Consider the following 18776-nt stretch of genomic DNA (forward strand, 5'->3'; position numbering starts at 1 on the left):
GGTTGGGCGTCCTGAGTGGATTGGGTGTTTGGCGACTTCCAGTCTCTCAAACCCAATCCGGATGAACACCGGATACAACCTATTGAAGCTTCACATCTAGTCCTCGGCCCCCGAGCCGCCCTATGTCGATTGCGCAACGTGGAATGCCCAAAGCTCACCCATGTGTTCCTCACAGAACTGCAGCGCATGGACGTTCTGACCGGCCAACTCCACATAAAAGTAGAACTCCTTCTTAAAGATCAACGAATTTCGTGGCGCAGGCGTTGCGAGTTCGCGTTCTTCGACTAGGCGGGCGGGTCGGCGGAAAACAAGCGTAGTCGAAGGTTGATAGCTAGTTGGAGCTACCTCCGTATGCCCCAAGTGAACAGTCTTTGCTCTCTCTCCGCCCTTGGAGCCAAACGCGTAAATCTCCGGATACTTGGCTCTGAAAGACTTGGTATCGATGCCCTCATGAGTCATCGTCTCCACGGTTGAATAGAAGGCATTGAGGATCGCTGCATAAAGGAATGAGGCTTCCGCATCTACATCATCCAGGTGAGTCAGCGGCTCCGAACGCTCCTGCAAAGCATGCAGTAGTTCGATGAAGAAAGCGGCTTCCTCGATTTTTCTCTTTGAACTCATGAACTCGATGCTAGGCGAAACACGCCGGTCGCCGCCATCCCTCGAGTTCCCGAGGCAGCCTTGACACATCTTCGACCCATGGCGCGTATTTCTCGAAATGAGCCCGAGTGTTCGCGCGCCCGTCTTTGAACGGATGCATGAATTCCGGAGCCACTGTTTTCTTGTCAGCTCGCAGGTTGCGAGGCAGCCGCGCAGCGTTGCGCATGGTCAACAGTGAGGTCAAGAATCGTGGGAACCTTGACCAGATTTGCCTGCACAGCGGCTGCCGCCGCAGCCACGAGCGTCAGGGCGGCCAGCGCACTTTGCAGGCGAAGATTTGCCTTGTGGCGGCGCTCCTGCTCCTGAGTTTCTTCGAGCGCTTTAAGGGCTAAACCGGTCGGCGTATAGCGATGTCCTGCTTTGCGCAACTCGCCCGAATCCACGAGCATGTCGAGATGGAATTCAACTCCGTTGTTGAGCGGTTCCCAATCCGGATGGCTCGCCCATCGATGCCCGTACCTGTTACTCAGAAGTGCCATGGCGCTCACCCCTGGTTCCCCTTGCTCAACGAGACTCACTACCTCAGCAAGAATTTCGCTGCGGCGGCGCGTTGTGAGCGTGCGTCGATTGAAAACGTGTTGAGCAATGTGGTTCCATAGTCGAGCAGCGCTGATACGGGCGTAGGGCCACGCAGTGATACGGCCCAAAGCCACCGCCCAGATACCCGTGTAGTCAACCGTATCGAGGCCGTAGTAGTGACGTACCTTGAGCGCCTCCGGATCGATTGACCCGATGGGAATCACAGCGTCAACGGAATACGCTTCGCCGCTATGCTCCAGGGCTGTCACAAGCTCGCCGCGCATACCGGTTAGCACGTATCGAGCCCGAGGCATCTCGCCCGTCTTGACTGTAAAGGCGTTGATCCTGGCTCCCTCTGGACCGCTCCGTGGGACAGTGGCTTCAGCGTTGCGGGCGAGAAGACGGGGCAGGAAATAGCGCAGCAGGGCGTGATTAAGGTTCGGCATAGCCGATTGTCCCAAAGTGCACCCATGCCGCCATGCACATTGCTGCGCAATGAACACAGTCGCGACATTCTCACAGAGCGTCGAGGACGACCGGACGACAGCAGTCGGTCTTGCCGTTACGCCTAGAAGGCGATCAGATCAAGGCTGCAGATGGTTTCATGCCCGAAGTATCTAGCGACCTGTAACGCTCGGTCTGCGTCGGCTGCAGTGGTAAACCCTTGAATTGAGCGATGTAGCGGGCGCAGCGAGCAGCCTTCATTGCGAAGGTGCTGCTCGTGCCTCCCATGTTGCGAGGAGATAGATCGCCAACGCCCCTGCGAGGTTGACGGCGAGTTCCGCGTGCCTCGGCGCTGGCTTCACGCCGACCTTCCCGGTGCCGTGCGAGTCACTCAGCCGGTTACGAAGCGCGCCGAGACCCTCTACGACGGCGGTACAGCCTCCCAGAATCTGCTTGAAGACTTGCTCCGTGTGCTGTGACGGCGAGAGCTTCAGCACCTCCGCCGTCTGCCTGTAGAGCTTGTTGATGTCGGGGCTGTCGTCGTACTTCGTATGCGCCTCCTCCAGAATGTGTTTGCACACGGATTCGAGAAGAGTGCGCGCCATGGTGATCGCGCCTTCTGCATCGGAAGCTCGCCGATCTAATGCCTTGGCCCAAGCAGCTTGGACATGAGCCGAATCGAATTTGTTGATCGCCGCAGTGACTGCTTGATCTGAGGGCGACAAGCCCCCTCGCTCAAGTATCTCCAAGATGGGGCGGAACTCGTCCCAAAGGTAGGTCCGCCTCTCTGCATATGTGCCGTACTTGCCCTTGATGAACTGCCAGAACTGACCAAGGCTGCGGGAGGTACGCAGGAACCTCGGAATGAGTGGCTCAAGTGCTGCGTGCGATAGCACGGCTTGGCGCAGGCGCATGTACTCGGCATCGTCCTCGCTCCCGCCCGTTGCATGGGAAACCAAAAGACTCTGTAGAGCCTCGGCTTGATCAAAGAGGCTGTTCACGGGACGTCTTGCTCAGTCGCAATCATGGACGCTGGGGCGACTTAAAGCTTGGGGGGCAGCGCGATTCCACCGCCTTTGCGGAGGTAGTCGAAGGCTCCGTCGAGGTCGATGAAGGTTGCGGCCTTTTGCATCTCATGAGCGGCGTTGCCCCAGAACCAAACTTCGACCTCCCATCCTCGCTTCTTTGCCCGTTCAACGATGCCCTTGAAGTCAGCGTCGCCGGCAGCGATGACCAGGAGTTCAGGCGGATTCACCTCGAAGAAGCGCTCGACGACGTCCATGCCCATCTCCATGTCCACGCCCTTTTCCTTGTCGCGGATGTTCCGGTCAAACACACGTACGTCGAACCCCTCCTTGCGTATCTGCTCCCACACCGAATCGTCGGGCGGCGGGCGCGAACCATAAAGAGTTGGGACACGGGAGAGCAGCCGGTCGCCTCGACTCTTAACCAAGTAAAGGAACTTGCCCCAGTCGATCTCATAGCTCGCATCGCAGTGCGGGCCACGACGACCGCCAGCGTTCCGCTTGGCATAGGCCAGCCTCCGGCCTTCAATGAGCACGTTCGAGTTGTCCACAAACAGGTGAATGCGCTTGTCCGCCATGACCGATCTCCTCGTTATTTTTCGAGCCGCCAGCCTAGCCGACCTGACGGCAATGTGTCGAGCCATGATCGAGGCTAGCTAGTCTTTCGGACCAAACCGACAAAAACTTCCCGAAATTCGTGCCCACTGCTGGTGCACCCCGGTCCGATCGAGGCGCCCCGTGGCCCCGCCCGTAGCTCTGGCGGCGCTCGCAGTCCTGGCAGGTTCGGGCTGTCCGTGGCCGCGCGCAGGCGCTATGCGATCCCCGCTACCGCAGCGCGGCGCATGGTGCGACCTGTGCCGGCCCCCCAAACGCCTTGCGCTCCCTCTGCAGGCCATCGCAGGGCCATCGGATTGCAAATCCGTTGATGTGTCGGTGCTGGTTGACATGGTCGCTGCGAGGCGCAGACCGGAGGGCGCTCGCCATCCGCACACGTCAGTCATGCCACTACGACTTGACCTTCCGATGCAGGTTGTATCGGATGAAGCCTGGCTTTTGGGACTCGCGTTTCAGGTAACCGACCCAGATGCTTAACGCGCCTTCATCGGGCAATCCATCCAGAGCGCTCAGCACGTCGTCGACTTGCTCAACAGACCATTGATGGCTTTGCGCCTCATTCTTGAACTCCTGCTCCCATGGAATCCATCCGGGGTCTTCAAACGAAGCTGGGTTCAGGCCACCGTCCGGCTTACGCACCATGTGGAGCGCGAGCATTGGCCAGCCGGCTACGAAGGAGGCCGCGTCTATTCGCGAGCAGACTTGACCAATCATGCGAGCATAAGCTGCGCCCTTCAGACCCATGAGCGTCGCTGCTACGGCGTACCCGACGATCGGAGGCTCTTTCGCTTCAACACGGTCGCGTATCAGCTTCAAGAGGTTTCTGGCATGTGTGTGCTGTGCGTCCATATTCCGTTCGGTGTCTCGGGATGTCGGCACGAAGTATCGGGTACTCCAGTGCACTGTGGGCTCTGTGTCAACCCGGAGCGCTCGACGCACCTGACGCAGTGCAAGTGTCCTTAGGGAATAAGTGCTGACGGGCCTCCCTGCATGGTGAAGTGGTCAACCGGGTCAGGTGGGGAACCAAGCAGCCCTAACTGCGTAGTCAATGCCAGGGGTAAGGCTCGTCACTTCAACCCCGATGCCTCTGCTTGCCTTAAAGCTTTACTCTGGTCATTTGCCTAGCGTCAGCTGTATCGAGCGCGCGCCCAGCAGAACGGCCTCGCCGATATAGCTCTGCCCGATCCAACTATGGACGCGATGGGCGAATAGCCGACAGCCAATCTGCAATTGTGAATGTCCCCAGACGCTGCACAGATGGATCACGGCCACTCATGCACCTCGGCCACATGCCTCATTGAACATGCGCGAAAGCTGTTCCTCACCAACCGTTTCGATCAACTGCTGCCAAGGGCTCAGCGGTGATTCGAGATCTTCGAGTGGAATTGCCCGACGCCCAGCACTGTTCCCCCGATCGGCAGTTGGAGCAGCCCAGGACCGCTACGCAGACTTGTTCTTTTTGGTGGGCTTATCTAGTGCCTTGAAGAACTCCGAGGGCTGGACGCCCAGGGCGTCGATGATTTTCATCATGTTCACCATGGCCAGGTTGCGTTCGCCGCGTTCCACGCCGCCCATGTAGCTTCGGTCGATTCCGCACTCGTCGGCGAACGACTCTTGTGAAAAATTCATCGCCTTCCGCCGGTTTCGCACGGCCTGGCCAAAAGCCACCAGCGCAGGGTGTCTTTCTTCTGGTGGGGGTGGTACTCGGGCCATTTCTCGATGGTCGCCCTAGAAGGTCCAAGACTCCACGGTCCATAAGTTGGCGGTCCATAAAGTCGCGGTCTATAAGCATCTTTTAAGTTACGATCTTTCCTGCGCGGCGGCAACTGACCGACGCGATACCAATAATTGGCAGGGGGATTCGAAATGAGGTGCGGGAAGTTTTCTCGAGCGTGGCCCGAGCGGCGGGACGCTGCTCTGGAGCGGATTGAAGGCAAGCTCAAGCGGCTCGCTTGCCTCGCTCCTGATATGCCCTTCGACAGGGCTTTCACGGAATGCAAGACCTTGGCCCAACTAGCGGTCTGGTATGACCGCCGCGCGTCCGGTCGCCGAATGTCAGACGATGAGTTCGGTTTCCTTGTCGAGCATGTCTCCGGCCTTAGGGCGACAGAGAACATGGCACGTGGCGAGCGCGCGCTGGAGAAAAAGGCCGATGAGTTCGCTGAATTCTTCTACGGCCGGGACCATCGCAACTTCTGTGCAATCCGCGCAAGGCAGATCGCGATCGAAGAGGCGCGGTGCGACGAGGTTCCGCGGCACATGGTGTGGACGCTCGGTTCCAGGCTTTGGTGTCTGCGGGTGCCGAAGGAAAGTACCGCAACTGCATCTACCCACACACTGAAGCTCATGGAGCTTGGCGGCCAACTGATCCGCGGCAGCTTGAGGAGTACCGAGCACGCGGAGCCGTTGATCCTGGCATTCGCGCAAGGGGTGGTCCTGGGATTCTCTCTGCTCGCGAAGGTCGACATCACCAATGCGTTGGAAGGCCTGGATTTCTGGCGACCATGCGAGTTGGCCAGCATTTACCACGTAGGCGTCGATCGCGGCCAGCGGCTTCGCGCGACGGGTGATCGAGATCGGAGCCGGTGATTTGCGAGGCGCTATACCCCGGCCGCTCCTGCACGCGACCCCCTCCATCGAAAGCAAGCCTCCCGAACCTCATCAACCAGCGCCGACAGCGCCTCGGGCGCCATGCCGCTCCCGGTGCGCTGAATCACGAACCGCGCCGGGGGCAGCGCCGGCAAAAAGCTTCCCGCCGGAATGGCCTTCAGTCCCGGCGACATGCCCGAGGGCGTCAGCACCGTGATGGCCAGCCCGGTAACGGCCGCTGCCGCCAACGCGCTCGAGCCCTGCGCGGTCAGCACGATCTGCCAGTTGGTCGCGCCATGGCCCGCCAGTGATGCCAGCGCGGCTTCGCGGAACGGGCAGGGCTCCGAAAGAAAGGCGAGCGGAATCGGCCCCTCGGGGTCGAGCAGCGACTTCTCTGAAAAAGCCCAGACGAGCGGTTCCATCCAGAGGGTTTCGGTGTCGCTGCCGGCATCGCAGACGGTGCCGACCATCAGATCCAGCGAGCGTTCCCGCACCTGCCTGGCAAGCATCGTGCTGATGCCGCAGGTGACTTCCACATGCACGTCCGGCCTGCGGCTGCGAAAGCTCGCGAGCGCGGCAAACAACCACTCGCTGGGGAACCCTTCCGAGCACCCGAGGCGCAGCGTCGTCGGCGCATGGCGCGGCGCAGCGAGCCTGGAGACGGCCTGCTGCTGCAGGCTGAGGATGCTCCTCGCATAGCTCAGCAGCACGCTGCCTTGCGCTGTGAGCTGCAGCGAGCGCGTGGTGCGGTCGAACACGCGGCAACCCAACTGCTCCTCCAGTCGTTTGATCTGCGCGCTGACGGCCGATTGGGTCAGGTGCATGGCTTCGGCCGCGCGCGTCACGCTGGCGTGGTCGGCAACCGAGACGAAGGCGCGCAGCTGTTGGGAGTCGAGCATGGGTTTCAGTGCAATTGGTTCTGAATCGGTGCAAATTATGTTGCTTGTGTGCATTGGGTGCGATGCCTAGCCTCGGCTTTCCTGAACCATTCACTCACCGCATGCCATGAAAGAACTTCTGTACATCGAGACGTCGCCGAGGGCTGCGCGCTCCGCCAGCATCGAGGTCGCCGGGGCATTCATCGACGAGGTAACGCGCGTCCACCCCGGCTGCCGCGTAACCACCCTGAACCCATGGACGATGGAGCTTCCGGAGCTGTCGCAAGACATGCTCGACGCCAAATACGCCGGCATCAACGGCGTGCCGCTCACCGCGGCCCAGCAAACGGCGTGGGACGAAGTGCGGCGCATTGCCGCGCCCTTCCACGCCGCGGACCACATCGTGCTTGCAATGCCGCTCTGGAACTTTGGCATTCCCTACAAGCTGAAGCACCTGATCGACGTGGTTTCGCACAAGGACGTGCTGTTCCGCTTCGACTCTTCGGGCCTCTCGGGCATGCTCCAGACCCGCATGGCGACCGTCGTCTGCGCGCGCGGGCTGGACTACCCGCTGGGCAAAGACGGCTCCGCGCACGCGCTCGACTTTCAGTTGCCCTACATCGAGACGTGGCTGCGGTTCATCGGTGTACGCGAGGTGCGCTCGGTCGTCGTCGAAAAGACGCTGAGGGGCCCGGAGGTCGATGCCGGCGCAAGAGCCGAGGCAAAACGCAGGGCCACCGAGCTCGCAGAGGGGCTCTAAGGGCTAAGAGCGGGCCGGTTGCAGGGTCGCGCAGACCCTGACACCATGGCCGCATGACGTACCAACTTCATTACTGGCCCACCATCCAGGGCCGAGGCGAATTCGTGCGGCTCGCGCTCGAGGCGGCCGGTGCGGACTATGTGGACGTGGCGCGGTTGCCCGAGTCAAAGGGCGGTGGCGAATCCGCGCTGGGCGAACGGCTCGATGACCCGGAGATCGTGCGCCCGGCGTTCGCGCCGCCGTTCCTGATCGACGGCGACATCGTTGTCGGGCAGACCGCCGCCATCCTGCTTTACCTCGGACCACGGCTCGGCCTGGCAGGTGTCGGCGAATCCGACGGCCTGTGGACGCACCAGCTGCAGCTCACCATCGCCGACGTGGTGGCCGAGGCGCACGACACCCACCACCCCATCTCCACAGGGGCCTACTACGAAGACCAGCGCGACGCGGCCATGCAGCGCGCACAAGCCTTCCGCGAAGAGCGCATTCCCAAGTTCCTGAACTGGTTCGAGCGGGTGCTGCAGCGCAATCCCGCGGGGTCTTCGCACCTTGTGGGCGACGTGCTGACCTACGCCGACCTGTCGCTCTTCCAGTTGGTGGATGGCCTGCACTACGCATTTCCGAAGGCCACCGCGCGGGCCTTGGCTGCCACGCCGGAGGTCGAGAAATTGCACGACAACGTCAAGCGCCGCCAGCGCGTGCACGACTACCTGCAAAGCCCGCGCCGCATCGCGTTCAATGAAGACGGGATCTTCAGGCGCTATGCGGAGCTGGACGGCTGAGCTTATTCGTCGTCGTCGTCGTCAGCCGAGCCGGCATCGTTGCGAATGCGCAGTGCCGTCTCGTACAGCGCATTGCGCGGCGCGCCGCTGATCTCCGCCGCAAGGCGCACGGCGGTCTTCACCGGCAGCTCGGCCAGCAGGAGCCGCAGCACGCGCTCGCCTTCCGCGCCGTCGTTGCCCGCAACGGCTACAGGATGCAGCACCAGCGCAAACTCGCCGCGCGTGCGGTCGCGGTCGGCGGCGAACCAATCGGGCAGGGCGCTGGCCGGCACGGTCGCGATTTCTTCGAATTGCTTGGTGAGCTCGCGCCCTACGGTGATGCGGCGCTCGCCCAGCGCGGCCAGCGCGCGGGCCAGGGTTTCGATGCGGTGCGGCGCCTCGAGCAGCACCACGGCGCGGGGCTCTTGCGCGAGCGCCTGCACGGCGGTGTCGCGTTCGCCCGCCTTCGTCGGCAGGAAGCCCGCAAACACGAAGGCGCTGCTGGCGTTGCCGTCGCCGCCGTCGGCAACGAGCCCGGCCGCGCCGATCAGCGTGGTCACGCTGCTCGCGCCCGGCAGGGGCAGCACGCGCTGTCCGGCTGCACGCACCGCCGCCACCAGCCGGGCGCCGGGGTCGCTCACGCCGGGCGTGCCGGCGTCGCTCACGTAGGCGATGCGCTCACCCTGGGCGAGCCGCGCGACCACGGCCTGCGCGGCCTCGGCCTCGTTGTGCTGGTGCACGGCGAGCAGCCGGGCATTCGGCCGGTCGATGCCGTAGGCACGCAGCAGGCTTTGCGTATGGCGCGTGTCCTCGCAGGCGATGACGTCGACGAGTTGCAGCACATGCAGCGCGCGCAGCGTGATGTCGGCCAGGTTGCCGATGGGCGTGGCCACCACGTACAGCGTGCCTTGCGGATAATGCTGTGCACCCGAGGCGTCGTGCGCGGCCGCAAGGGCGGCGCCAAAAGAAGCGGGTGCGAGTGAAGCCAATGGGTTTCTCCGAAGAAACAAAAAAAGAAAGCCGGCAGGGAGCACGCATGACGACCATCACGACGAAGCATCGAGGCGATGCGGCGGAAGACGCCGCGCTCGACCATCTGCAGGATGCCGGCCTGGCGCTGGTTGCACGCAATTATCGAACGCCCGGACGCGGCGGCGGCGAGATCGACCTGATCATGCGCGATCCGCGCGACGCAACGCTGGTGTTCGTCGAGGTTCGGCAGCGCAGCACGGCCTCGCATGGCGGCGCCGGGGGCAGCATCACGGGCATCAAGCAGCGGCGCATCGTTTTCGCTGCGCGGCACTATCTGAACGGCCTGCGCACGCTGCCGCCGTGCCGTTTCGACGTGGTGCTGGTCGAAGAGCGCATCACCTGGCTGAAGGGAGCATTCGACGCAGGCTAGCATCGCCCTCGGCCCGAGCGGGAACTGATTGCCCGCCAAAGGCTCCACACCGCAAACGTCTTGTTTCAACGCCCCCCGGTATCATCCCGCCCCATGCTCGAGCAACGGATTCAGCAACACTTCATCGATAGCGCCGACCTCAAGTACCAGGCCGGCCCAGTCCTCAGCAAACCCATATCGCAGGCAATGCAGGCCATCCTGGCATGCGTGACCAGCGGCGGCAAGGTGCTGGCCTGCGGTGCGGGCGTGTCGGGCCTGCTCGCGGCCCAGTTCGCGGCGCAGTTCGTCGGCCGCTTCGAGCGCGAGCGCCCCGAGCTGGGCGCCATTGCGCTGCCCGGCGACAGCACCGACCCCCTGGCCGACAGCGCCGGCGCCATCGACGCCGACCGTTTTGCCCGCCAGGTGCGTGCGCTCGGCCAGGCCGGCGACGTGCTGCTTGCAATCAGCGCCAGCGGGCAGTCGGCTGCGGTGCTCGCGGCGGTGCTGGCTGCGCATGAGCGCGACATGACGGTGGTGGCCCTGCTCGGCAATGCCAGCATCGGCCAGCCGGCCTCGCCTGCTGCTGGCAGCAGCGGAACCGGCGGTGCCATCGGGCGCGCGCTGCGCGAAACTGACGTTCAGATCGGTGTGTCGCACGAGCGTGCGGCACGCATCCACGAAGTCCACCTGCTCGCGCTGCATTGCCTGTGCGACGGTGTGGATGCCCAGCTACTCGGAGAACAGGAAGCTTCCACATGACGACGACACCATTCCAACGCCTCGCCATTGCATTCGCCTCGGGAGCCGTGCTGGTTGCCGGGCTTTCCGGCTGCGTGCCGCTCGTGGTGGGGGGCGCCGCGGCAATGGGCGTGGGCATGGTGGCGACCGATCGCCGCAGCTCCGGAGCCCAGCTCGACGACCAGGGCATCGAACTGCGCGCGGCCGCCCGCGTGCGCGAGATTGCCAACGACAACATGTACGTGAGCGTCACCAGCTACAACCGCCAGGTGCTGCTGACGGGCGCCGTGGGCAACGAGGCCGACCGCCGCCGCGTCGAAGAAGTGGTGCAGCGCGTGGACAACGTGCGCTCGGTGGTCAACGAGCTCACCATCGGCCAGTCCAGCACCTTCCAGGACCGTTCGAACGACGTGTTCATCAGCGGCAAGATCAAGGCGTCGCTGCTCGACGCCAAGGACATCTTCGCGAACTCGTTCAAAGTGGTGACCGAACGCGGCGTGGTCTACCTGATGGGCATTGCCACCCGCCGCGAAACCGACCGCGCGACGGAGATCGCGCGCGGCATCTCGGGCGTGCAAAAGGTGGTGCGCGTGGTCGAAATCGTGAGCGAGGCCGAGCTGGCCAGCCAAGCCCAGCGCGGCGGCACGGGCGCTGCTCCCGCGCCGGCACCGACCTCGGTGGCTCCGGCGCCTTCTTCATCGTCTTCGCGTGTGCCGTTGCCGCCGATGGAACCGCTGCCACCGGCCGGCCAGCCGGGCAGCGTAACCACCTCGCCCGTGCGCTGATCATTCGCCAGCGCAGCCAGGCAGAAAACAAAAAGCCCGCTTGCGCGGGCTTTTTTTTTATTTGAGCCGGATGATCAGGCTCGATGTGTCCCAGCGGCTGCCGCCGGCCTGCTGCACGTCGGCATAGAACTGGTCGACCAACGCGGTCACGGGCACGCGCGATCCGTTGCGCTTTGCTTCGTCGAGCACCAGGCCCAGGTCCTTGCGCATCCAGTCGACGGCAAAGCCATAGTCGAACTTGCCTTCGATCATGGTCTTGCCGCGGTTGTCCATTTGCCAGCTTTGCGCGGCGCCCTTGCCGATCACTTCGAGCACCGCCTTCATGTCGAGGCCGGCGCGCTGGCCGAAGGCAATGGCTTCGGAGAGGCCCTGCACCAGGCCCGCAATGGCAATCTGGTTCACCATTTTGGCGAGCTGGCCGGCGCCGCTGGCGCCCAGCAGCGTGACGGCGCGCGCAAAGGCGTTGATTACCGGTTTGACGCGCTCGAAGCTCGACTTGTCGCCGCCGCACATCACGGTGAGCGCACCGTTCTGTGCGCCCGCCTGGCCGCCGGAAACCGGCGCGTCGATGAAATGCAGGCCCAGCGCCTCGGCCGCGCTAGACAGTTCGCGCGCCACGTCGGCCGACGCGGTGGTGTGGTCGACGAACACGGCGCCCTTCTTCATGCTTGCGAAGGCGCCGTTGGGGCCCAGCACCACGGAGCGCAGGTCGTCGTCGTTGCCCACGCAGCTGAACACGATGTCGGCGCCGGCGGCCGCGTCGCGCGGCGTGGCGGCGTAGCGGCCCGGCGGGCCGAATTCGGCAACCCAGGCTTCGGCCTTGGCCGGCGTGCGGTTGTAGACCGTGACGTTGTGGCCGGCCTTGGCCAGGTGGCCGGCCATCGGCCCGCCCATGACGCCAAGGCCCAGAAAGGCCACCGTCTGCGCGGGAGTGGATTCGTAGGTTCGGGGGGTGATGCTGCTCATGGGCGAGAGCTTAAAGCCAATGAGCGGCCTTCGTCTCGCAGCGGATTCACCCAGCGCACCCGCGGAACCGGCTTTGCCGGGCCGCTGGGTGCGCCCCCCAGTGGGGGGGGCGCCGAAGGCGCTTCGGGGGGCGTCTAAACAATCGCGAAATGCTCCGTGCCGGCCGACAGGTCTGTGCTGCGCGCGCGCTGGCTGTTGAGCTTGATCTGCAGCCGCAGGTCATTGGCCGAATCGGCGTTGCGGATGGCGTCTTCAAAGGTGATCGAGTGGCTCTCGAACAGGTCGAACAGCGCCTGGTCGAAGGTCTGCATGCCGAGGTTGCGGCTCTTCCTCATGATTTCCTTGATCTCGCCCACTTCACCCTTGAAGATCAGGTCGGAAATCAGCGGCGTGTTCAGCAGCACTTCCACCGCGGCGACGCGGCCCTGGCCGTCCTCGGTGGGAATCAGGCGCTGCGAAACCAGCGAGCGCAGGTTCAGCGACAAGTCCATCAGCAGCTGCGCGCGGCGTTCTTCGGGGAAGAAGTTGATGATCCGGTCCAGCGCCTGGTTGGCGCTGTTGGCGTGCAGGGTGGCCATGCAGAGGTGGCCGGTTTCGGCAAAAGCCACTGCGTGCTCCATGGTTTCGCGATCGCGGATTTCGCCCATCAAGATGACGTCGGGCGCCTGGCGCAGCGTGTTCTTGAGCGCAGCTTCCCAGCTGTCGGTGTCAATGCCCACTTCGCGCTGCGTGACCACGCAGTTCTTGTGCGGGTGCACGAACTCCACAGGGTCTTCCACCGTCACGATGTGGCCGTAGGAGTTTTCGTTGCGCCAGTCGATCATTGCCGCCAGCGTGGTCGACTTGCCCGAGCCCGTGGCGCCCACCATGATGGTGAGGCCGCGCTTGGTCATCGACACTTCCTTCAGCACCTGCGGCATGCCCAGCCCGTCGATGGTCGGCAGCTTGGCCGGAATGGTCCGCAGCACCATGCCGACCTTGCCCTGCTGCACGAACGCGTTCACGCGGAAGCGGCCGATGCCGGTCGGCGAAATCGCGAAGTTGCACTCCTTGGTGCGCTCGAACTCGGCCGTCTGGCGGTCGTTCATGACCGAACGCGTGAGCGCCAGCGTGTGCTGCGCGCCCAGCGCCTGCTGCGACACCTTGGTGACCTTGCCGTCGACCTTGATGGCGGGCGGAAAGTCGGCGGTAATGAACAAGTCGCTGCCGTTGCGGCTCACCATGAGCTTGAGCAGGTCGTTGATGAACTGGCTGGCTTGATCGCGTTCCATGATGTCGGTACTCCGAAGGGCTGTGGATCAGCCGGGGAAATTCTCTGGGATCTTGGCCTTGCCACGTGCTTCGGCCGCCGAAATGGCATTGCGGCGCACGAGGTCGGTCAGGTTCTGGTCCAGCGTCTGCATGCCCGAGCCCTGGCCGGTCTGGATGGCCGAATACATCTGCGCCACCTTGGCCTCGCGGATCAAATTGCGGATGGCCGGCGTGCCCAGCATGATCTCGTGCGCCGCCACGCGGCCCTGGCCGTCCTTGGTCTTGCAGAGCGTCTGCGAAATCACGGCCTGCAGCGACTCCGACAGCATGGCCCGGATCATTTCCTTTTCCTCGCCCGGGAACACGTCGATGATCCGGTCGATGGTCTTGGCCGCCGACGAGGTGTGCAGCGTGCCGAACACCAGGTGGCCCGTTTCGGCCGCGGTCATCGCCAGGCGAATGGTTTCCAGGTCGCGCAGCTCGCCCACCAGAATCGCGTCCGGGTCTTCGCGCAGCGCCGAGCGCAGGGCGTTGGAGAACGAGAGCGTCATCGGCCCGACTTCGCGCTGGTTGATCAGGCACTTCTTCGATTCGTGCACGAACTCGATCGGGTCTTCCACCGTGAGAATGTGGCCGTACTCGTTTTCGTTCAGGTAGTTGACCATCGCGGCCAGCGTGGTCGACTTGCCCGAGCCCGTGGGCCCCGTCACCAGCACCAGCCCGCGCGGCTTGAGCGCCAGTTCCGCGAAAATCTTCGGCGCGTTGAGCTGCTCCAGCGTCAGGATCTTCGAAGGAATGGTCCGGAACACCGCGGCCGCGCCGCGTGCCTGGTTGAAGGCATTCACGCGGAAGCGCGCCAGGCCGTCGATCTCGAACGAGAAGTCGACCTCCAGGAACTCTTCGTAGTGCTTGCGGTGCGTGTCGCTCATGATGTCGTACACCATGGCGTGCACCGACTTGTGGTCGAGCGCGTCGACATTGATGCGCCGCACGTCGCCATGGACGCGAATCATCGGGGGCAGGCCGGCCGACAAATGCAGGTCGGAGGCTTTGTTCTTGACGCTGAATGCCAGCAGTTGGGTAATGTCCACGGGGATCCTCGACTCGAGTTCGGTGACGTTTTGATACGATTTTGGACGATTATGACGATGATTGGCGACGACCTCCAGCAAGTAAAGAACCGGATCGCAAAGGCCTGCGCCGCCGAGGGGCGCAACCCGGCCGAAGTCCGACTGCTGGCGGTGTCCAAGACCTTCGGTCCGGAGGCCGTGCGCGAGGCCCATGCGGCGGGCCAGCGGGCCTTCGGCGAGAACTATGTTCAGGAGGGCCTGGACAAGATCGAGGCGCTTTCTGATTTGCGCGCGGAGCTCGAGTGGCACTGCATCGGCCCTCTGCAAAGCAACAAGACGCGGCCCGTGGCCGAGCATTTCGACTGGGTGCACGGCATCGACCGGCTCAAGATTGCCGAGCGTCTTTCGGCCCAGCGGCCGGCGCATTTGCAGCCGCTGCAGGTGTGCCTTCAGGTCAATGTGGACGGCGGTGCGAACAAGTCCGGCATACCTCCGGAAGAAGCTTTGCCGCTTGCGCGCGCTGTGGCGGCGTTGCCACATTTGCGGCTGCGCGGGCTCATGGCCATTCCCGAACCGGCGCCGGATTTCGCCGCGCAGCGCGCGTTGTGCCTGCGTGCCCGCGCTGTTTACGACGCCATTCGCGCCGCCGGCATCCAAATAGACACGCTTTCGCTCGGCATGAGCGCCGACCTGGAAGCGGCCGTCAGCGCCGGCAGCACGATGGTTCGCATCGGCACGGCCATCTTCGGCGGCCGTCCAGGCAAACCTGCCTGACTGGATCTGGGCTATATGCCCAGCGGCAACCGCGCGCTGCTCTTCACTTCTTCCATCACCGCGTAGGTGCGGGTTTCGCGCACGCCGGGCAGTTGCCACAGCACCGTGCCCGCGAAATCGCGGTACGCCGCCATGTCGGCCATGCGGGTCTTGAGCAGGTAGTCGAAGCCGCCCGCGACCATGTGGCATTCCATGATTTCGTCGCGCACCTGCACGGCCGCCTTGAACTGGTCGAACACGTTGGCGGTGGTGCGGTCGAGCAGTATTTCCACGAACACGGTGAGGCCGCGCCCGAGCTTGTGCGGATCGAGCCGCGCCTCGTAGCCCTGGATGAAACCGTCGCGCGTGAGCCGCTGCACCCGTGCCAGCACCGCGGTGGGCGAGAGCGCCACCGCCTCTGCCAATTTGAGATTGGTGATGCGGCCGTCTTCCTGAAGAATCTTCAGCAGCCGGAGATCGATGCGGTCCAGGTCCAGGTCAGACATTGGTGAATTATCCGGTTTGAGAATCATTTTTTGGCAAAAGATTCGGCCTATATCCAAAGACCATAGGAGATAGAACCAAGGAACTGCCATGCACCTGCCCATTCCATACCGCCCCGAAGCCGACGTCGTCTCGCACCGCCTTGCCTCACTCGAAGGCGCACTCGACTGGGCCGCCGCGGCCGCCGCCGCCAAGCCCTGGGTGGAGGCGGTGCGCCGCCATCCGCCGCCGTTCTGGGCCATGGAAAGCCTGCTGCGCGAGTACCCCATTTCGAGCGCCGAGGGCCTGGCGCTCATGCGACTGGCCGAGGCGCTGCTTCGCGTGCCCGACGCCGCCACGGCCGTCGCGCTCACGGCCGACCAGCTGGGCCGCGCCGATTTCGAGGGCTCGGCCGATTCCACGCTGTCGCGGCTGTCTTCCGCCGCGATTGCTATGTCGAAGAAGTTTCTGCCCGAAAGCGACCACCCGCCCGGCCTCATGGCCAAGCTCGGTGCGCGCACGGTGGTGGCCGCCACGCTGCGCGCGGTGCAACTGCTCGGGCGCCAGTTCGTGCTGGGCCAGACCATCGCAGAGGCCATGGACGAAGCGCGCTCGGCGCACCGCAAGCAAGGCGCACTGCGCTTCAGCTACGACATGCTCGGCGAAGGCGCGCGCACCGACGCCGACGCGCTGCGCTACCTGGACAGCTACACGCATGCCATCAACGCCATCGCAACCGGTGCCGATGCGGCGCGCCCGCCCGAACACAACGACGGCATCTCCATCAAACTCAGCGCGCTGCACCCGCGCTACGAATATGCGCAGCACGAGCGCGTGATGCGCGAGCTGGTGCCGCGCGTGTGGCAGCTGTGCGAACTCGCCGCGGCTGCGAACCTCAACCTCACCATCGACGCCGAAGAGGTCGACAGGCTCGAACTTTCGCTCGACGTATTCGAGGCGCTGGCCGCGCGCGTGGCCGCCGAACAGCCGCAATGGCGCGGCTTTGGCCTGGCGCTGCAGGCCTACCAGACCCGGTCGCTCGAACTGATCGAGCACGTCACATCGGTGGCGCGCAAGCACGGCCTGCGGCTGATGTGCCGCCTGGTGAAGGGCGCCTACTGGGACGCCGAGATCAAGCGTGCGCAGGAACTCGGCCTGCCGCACTACCCGGTCTTCACGCACAAGCACCACAGCGACATCAGCTACCTGGCCTGCGCACGCGCGCTGCTTTCGGCGCCCGACGCGGTCTATCCGCAATTTGCCACCCACAACGCGGGCACCATCGCGGCCATCCTGCAGATGGCCGAGGTGGCCCAGGCGCCTTTCGAATTGCAGCGCCTGCATGGCATGGGCGAGGGCGTCTATCGCGAAGTCATGAAGAGCACAGCCGCGCCGGTGCGCGTGTATGCACCGGTGGGCCAGCACAAGGACCTGCTCGCCTACCTCGTGCGGCGGCTGCTGGAGAACGGCGCCAATTCATCGTTCGTGAACCAGCTGGGCGATGAAGACGTGGACATCGACGAGCTGCTCGAGTCGCCGCTCTGGCTCGAACCCGAGAACCCCGCCCTGCCGCTGCCGCCGGCGCTCTTCGGCCCGGCGCCCGCGCGGCGCAACAGCGAGGGCGTGGACCTCGCCGTCGAATCGATGCGTGCGCCGCTGCTTGCGGCCCTGGAGACCACCGCAGTGCCCCGGGTCGCAGAGTTCGATGCCGCCAGCGCGGCGAGGGCCGTTGCCGCCAGTGCCGCTTCCTTCCGCAGCTGGCGCAAGACGCCGGTCGAAACGCGCGCCGCCATGCTGCGGCAGGCTGCCGATGCGCTGCAGCACGAGCTGCCGCGTTTTTGCGCGCTGCTGGTGAAAGAGGCTTTCAAGACCTGGGGGGATGCGGTCGCCGAAGTGCGGGAGGCTGTCGACTTCTTGCGCTACTACGCCGACGAGGCCGAGCGCATCATGCAGCCCGTGGCGCTGCCCGGCCCCACGGGCGAGAGCAACGAGTTGCGGCTCACCGCGCGCGGGCCCTGGGTGTGCATCAGCCCGTGGAATTTTCCGCTCGCAATCTTCGCGGGGCAGGTGGCGGCCGCGCTTGCCACGGGCAACACCGTGCTGGCCAAGCCGGCCGAGCAGACACCGGCCGTCGCGCTCGAAGCCGTGAAGCTGCTGCATGCCGCCGGCGTGCCGGCCGATGCGCTGCAGCTGCTGCACGGCCCGGGTGAAACCGTGGGCGCCGCACTGGTCGCCGCACCGGGTGTGGCGGGCGTGGTGTTCACCGGCTCGACCCAGGTGGCGCGCGTCATCCACCGCGCGCTCGCTGCCAAGGACGGCCCCATCGTGCCGCTGATTGCCGAGACCGGCGGCATCAACGCGATGCTGGTCGATTCGAGCGCGCTGCCCGAGCAGGTGGTCGACGCGGTGGTGCAGAGCGCGTTCCGTTCGGCAGGCCAGCGCTGCTCCGCGCTGCGGCTCCTGGTGCTGCACGAGGGCATTGCCGATGCGGTGATCGAAATGATCCGCGGCGCGGCCGGGGAGCTGGCCGCCGGCGACCCGGCCCTGCTGTCGACCGACGTGGGGCCGGTGATCGACCGCGAAGCCGCCGACAACATCCGGCGCCACCTGACGCGCCTGGACTCGGAAGGGAAGCGTCTTCTTGAAACCGCTTCATCTTCAGAAGGCAAGGACACGGACGGCAACCTGATTGCCCCGCAGGCCTACGAGGTGCCGTCCATCGACAGCGTGACCAGCGAAATCTTCGGCCCGGTGCTGCAGATTGCGCGCTGGGGCCAGGGCGACCTGAGCGATCCGGCGGAAGTGATCGAACGCATCAATGCGCTTGGCTACGGCCTCACGCTCGGCATCCAGACCCGCATCGACTCACGCGCGCAGGCGCTGGCCACGCGCGCGCATGTGGGCAACATCTATGTGAACCGCAACATCATCGGCGCGGTGGTTGGTGTGCAGCCTTTCGGCGGGGAAGGGCTGAGCGGCACCGGCCCCAAGGCCGGCGGGCCGCACTATCTCTACCGCTTTTGCGCCGAGCAGACGGTCACGGTCAACACCACGGCGGCCGGGGGCAATGCCGCGCTGTTGAGCGCGGTGGCCTAGAA

General features: G+C 64.4%; 20 protein-coding genes and 1 other RNA gene. 9 read left to right on the forward strand and 12 right to left on the reverse strand.

The genetic code is table 11. The features are described 5' to 3' along the window. Positions 1-120 precede the first annotated feature (120 nt). The 5 genes from ABIC94_RS25565 to ABIC94_RS25585 form a co-directional block, all read right to left on the reverse strand. Positions 121-621 carry a hypothetical protein gene (locus ABIC94_RS25565; RefSeq protein WP_354375793.1) on the reverse strand — a complete coding sequence of 167 codons (501 nt, stop codon included), beginning with the start codon at positions 619-621 and terminating at the stop codon, positions 121-123. Positions 622-785: 164 nt separating this feature from the next. Next, positions 786-1625 (reverse strand): hypothetical protein, encoded by an 840-nt coding sequence (locus ABIC94_RS25570; protein ID WP_354375794.1) that lies wholly within the window; start codon positions 1623-1625, stop codon positions 786-788. A 255-nt stretch (positions 1626-1880) separates the two neighbouring features. Then, positions 1881-2624, reverse strand: a complete 744-nt coding sequence (locus ABIC94_RS25575; protein ID WP_354375795.1) for an abortive infection family protein — start codon at positions 2622-2624, stop codon at positions 1881-1883. Between the two features lie 41 nt (positions 2625-2665). Continuing rightward, entirely contained in the window at positions 2666-3226 is a 561-nt protein-coding gene (locus tag ABIC94_RS25580; protein ID WP_354375796.1) for an NYN domain-containing protein, read from the reverse strand. Positions 3227-3653: 427 nt separating this feature from the next. Further along, positions 3654-4112: a hypothetical protein gene (locus tag ABIC94_RS25585; RefSeq protein WP_354375797.1), complete on the reverse strand. Its 459-nt coding sequence runs from the start codon at positions 4110-4112 to the stop codon at positions 3654-3656. Between the two features lie 126 nt (positions 4113-4238). Between ABIC94_RS25585 and ffs the strand changes: the two genes are divergently transcribed. Further along, positions 4239-4335: signal recognition particle sRNA small type (ffs, locus tag ABIC94_RS25590), an RNA gene on the forward strand. Between the two features lie 368 nt (positions 4336-4703). Here the strand turns inward: ffs and ABIC94_RS25595 are convergent. After that, a complete protein-coding gene (locus ABIC94_RS25595; RefSeq protein WP_354375798.1) occupies positions 4704-4976 on the reverse strand; it encodes a helix-turn-helix domain-containing protein in 273 nt (90 codons plus the stop codon). Between the two features lie 339 nt (positions 4977-5315). Here ABIC94_RS25595 and ABIC94_RS25600 point away from each other — a divergent pair, with 339 nt between their 5' ends. Further along, positions 5316-5852: a hypothetical protein gene (locus ABIC94_RS25600; protein WP_354375799.1), complete on the forward strand. Its 537-nt coding sequence runs from the start codon at positions 5316-5318 to the stop codon at positions 5850-5852. An 11-nt stretch (positions 5853-5863) separates the two neighbouring features. Here ABIC94_RS25600 and ABIC94_RS25605 read toward each other — a convergent pair whose 3' ends face one another. Further along, positions 5864-6751, reverse strand: coding sequence for a LysR family transcriptional regulator (locus ABIC94_RS25605; RefSeq protein ID WP_354375800.1), 888 nt, complete (start codon positions 6749-6751; stop codon positions 5864-5866). A 106-nt stretch (positions 6752-6857) separates the two neighbouring features. Between ABIC94_RS25605 and ABIC94_RS25610 the strand changes: the two genes are divergently transcribed. After that, positions 6858-7490 carry an FMN-dependent NADH-azoreductase gene (locus tag ABIC94_RS25610; RefSeq protein ID WP_354375801.1) on the forward strand — a complete coding sequence of 211 codons (633 nt, stop codon included), beginning with the start codon at positions 6858-6860 and terminating at the stop codon, positions 7488-7490. Between the two features lie 53 nt (positions 7491-7543). Beyond that, positions 7544-8272: a glutathione S-transferase gene (locus tag ABIC94_RS25615; protein ID WP_354375802.1), complete on the forward strand. Its 729-nt coding sequence runs from the start codon at positions 7544-7546 to the stop codon at positions 8270-8272. Between the two features lie 2 nt (positions 8273-8274). On the opposite strand, the gene rsmI is transcribed toward ABIC94_RS25615, so the two are convergent. Then, complete coding sequence (gene rsmI / locus ABIC94_RS25620) at positions 8275-9240, reverse strand: 16S rRNA (cytidine(1402)-2'-O)-methyltransferase (protein WP_354375803.1); 966 nt, start codon at positions 9238-9240, stop codon at positions 8275-8277. Here rsmI and ABIC94_RS25625 point away from each other — a divergent pair. From ABIC94_RS25625 to ABIC94_RS25635, 3 genes are all read left to right on the forward strand, one after another. Next, positions 9240-9653 carry a YraN family protein gene (locus ABIC94_RS25625; RefSeq protein WP_436318099.1) on the forward strand — a complete coding sequence of 138 codons (414 nt, stop codon included), beginning with the start codon at positions 9240-9242 and terminating at the stop codon, positions 9651-9653. The two genes, rsmI and ABIC94_RS25625, sit on opposite strands and share 1 nt — an antisense overlap. A 93-nt stretch (positions 9654-9746) precedes the next feature. Next, positions 9747-10391, forward strand: coding sequence for an SIS domain-containing protein (locus ABIC94_RS25630; RefSeq protein WP_354375805.1), 645 nt, complete (start codon positions 9747-9749; stop codon positions 10389-10391). Beyond that, positions 10388-11155 carry a BON domain-containing protein gene (locus ABIC94_RS25635; RefSeq protein WP_354375806.1) on the forward strand — a complete coding sequence of 256 codons (768 nt, stop codon included), beginning with the start codon at positions 10388-10390 and terminating at the stop codon, positions 11153-11155. Before ABIC94_RS25630 ends, ABIC94_RS25635 begins: the two co-directional genes overlap by 4 nt. A 57-nt stretch (positions 11156-11212) precedes the next feature. On the opposite strand, the gene ABIC94_RS25640 is transcribed toward ABIC94_RS25635, so the two are convergent. The 3 genes from ABIC94_RS25640 to ABIC94_RS25650 all read right to left on the reverse strand — a co-directional run bounded on the left by ABIC94_RS25640 (position 11213) and on the right by ABIC94_RS25650 (position 14463). Further along, entirely contained in the window at positions 11213-12121 is a 909-nt protein-coding gene (locus ABIC94_RS25640; RefSeq protein ID WP_354375807.1) for an NAD(P)-dependent oxidoreductase, read from the reverse strand. A gap of 134 nt (positions 12122-12255) precedes the next feature. Then, positions 12256-13392 carry a PilT/PilU family type 4a pilus ATPase gene (locus tag ABIC94_RS25645; RefSeq protein ID WP_354375808.1) on the reverse strand — a complete coding sequence of 379 codons (1137 nt, stop codon included), beginning with the start codon at positions 13390-13392 and terminating at the stop codon, positions 12256-12258. A 27-nt stretch (positions 13393-13419) separates the two neighbouring features. Continuing rightward, positions 13420-14463 carry a type IV pilus twitching motility protein PilT gene (locus tag ABIC94_RS25650; RefSeq protein ID WP_021012685.1) on the reverse strand — a complete coding sequence of 348 codons (1044 nt, stop codon included), beginning with the start codon at positions 14461-14463 and terminating at the stop codon, positions 13420-13422. 51 nt (positions 14464-14514) lie between these two features. On the opposite strand from ABIC94_RS25650, the gene ABIC94_RS25655 reads away from it, so the two are divergent. Continuing rightward, positions 14515-15216 carry a YggS family pyridoxal phosphate-dependent enzyme gene (locus tag ABIC94_RS25655; protein ID WP_354375886.1) on the forward strand — a complete coding sequence of 234 codons (702 nt, stop codon included), beginning with the start codon at positions 14515-14517 and terminating at the stop codon, positions 15214-15216. Between the two features lie 11 nt (positions 15217-15227). Here ABIC94_RS25655 and ABIC94_RS25660 read toward each other — a convergent pair whose 3' ends face one another. Next, positions 15228-15701 (reverse strand): Lrp/AsnC ligand binding domain-containing protein, encoded by a 474-nt coding sequence (locus ABIC94_RS25660; RefSeq protein ID WP_354375809.1) that lies wholly within the window; start codon positions 15699-15701, stop codon positions 15228-15230. Between the two features lie 88 nt (positions 15702-15789). Here ABIC94_RS25660 and ABIC94_RS25665 point away from each other — a divergent pair, with 88 nt between their 5' ends. Beyond that, a complete protein-coding gene (locus ABIC94_RS25665) occupies positions 15790-18774 on the forward strand; it encodes an L-glutamate gamma-semialdehyde dehydrogenase (protein ID WP_354375810.1) in 2985 nt (994 codons plus the stop codon). Positions 18775-18776: the final 2 nt, after the last annotated feature.

This window comes from Variovorax paradoxus, assembly GCF_040544635.1.
Lineage (GTDB): Bacteria > Pseudomonadota > Gammaproteobacteria > Burkholderiales > Burkholderiaceae_C > Variovorax > Variovorax paradoxus_R.

Coding starts and splice junctions, on each gene's coding strand:
- ABIC94_RS25565 (WP_354375793.1), bottom strand. CDS start 621: ATGAGTTCAAAGAGAAAAATCGAGGAAGCCGCTTTCTTCATCGAACTA.
- ABIC94_RS25570 (WP_354375794.1), bottom strand. CDS start 1,625: ATGCCGAACCTTAATCACGCCCTGCTGCGCTATTTCCTGCCCCGTCTT.
- ABIC94_RS25580 (WP_354375796.1), bottom strand. CDS start 3,226: ATGGCGGACAAGCGCATTCACCTGTTTGTGGACAACTCGAACGTGCTC.
- ABIC94_RS25585 (WP_354375797.1), bottom strand. CDS start 4,112: ATGGACGCACAGCACACACATGCCAGAAACCTCTTGAAGCTGATACGC.
- ABIC94_RS25595 (WP_354375798.1), bottom strand. CDS start 4,976: ATGGCCCGAGTACCACCCCCACCAGAAGAAAGACACCCTGCGCTGGTG.
- ABIC94_RS25600 (WP_354375799.1), top strand. CDS start 5,316: ATGTCAGACGATGAGTTCGGTTTCCTTGTCGAGCATGTCTCCGGCCTT.
- ABIC94_RS25605 (WP_354375800.1), bottom strand. CDS start 6,751: ATGCTCGACTCCCAACAGCTGCGCGCCTTCGTCTCGGTTGCCGACCAC.
- ABIC94_RS25610 (WP_354375801.1), top strand. CDS start 6,858: ATGAAAGAACTTCTGTACATCGAGACGTCGCCGAGGGCTGCGCGCTCC.
- ABIC94_RS25615 (WP_354375802.1), top strand. CDS start 7,544: ATGACGTACCAACTTCATTACTGGCCCACCATCCAGGGCCGAGGCGAA.
- ABIC94_RS25625 (WP_436318099.1), top strand. CDS start 9,240: ATGGGTTTCTCCGAAGAAACAAAAAAAGAAAGCCGGCAGGGAGCACGC.
- ABIC94_RS25630 (WP_354375805.1), top strand. CDS start 9,747: ATGCTCGAGCAACGGATTCAGCAACACTTCATCGATAGCGCCGACCTC.
- ABIC94_RS25635 (WP_354375806.1), top strand. CDS start 10,388: ATGACGACGACACCATTCCAACGCCTCGCCATTGCATTCGCCTCGGGA.
- ABIC94_RS25640 (WP_354375807.1), bottom strand. CDS start 12,121: ATGAGCAGCATCACCCCCCGAACCTACGAATCCACTCCCGCGCAGACG.
- ABIC94_RS25645 (WP_354375808.1), bottom strand. CDS start 13,392: ATGGAACGCGATCAAGCCAGCCAGTTCATCAACGACCTGCTCAAGCTC.
- ABIC94_RS25655 (WP_354375886.1), top strand. CDS start 14,515: ATGACGATGATTGGCGACGACCTCCAGCAAGTAAAGAACCGGATCGCA.
- ABIC94_RS25660 (WP_354375809.1), bottom strand. CDS start 15,701: ATGTCTGACCTGGACCTGGACCGCATCGATCTCCGGCTGCTGAAGATT.
- ABIC94_RS25665 (WP_354375810.1), top strand. CDS start 15,790: ATGCACCTGCCCATTCCATACCGCCCCGAAGCCGACGTCGTCTCGCAC.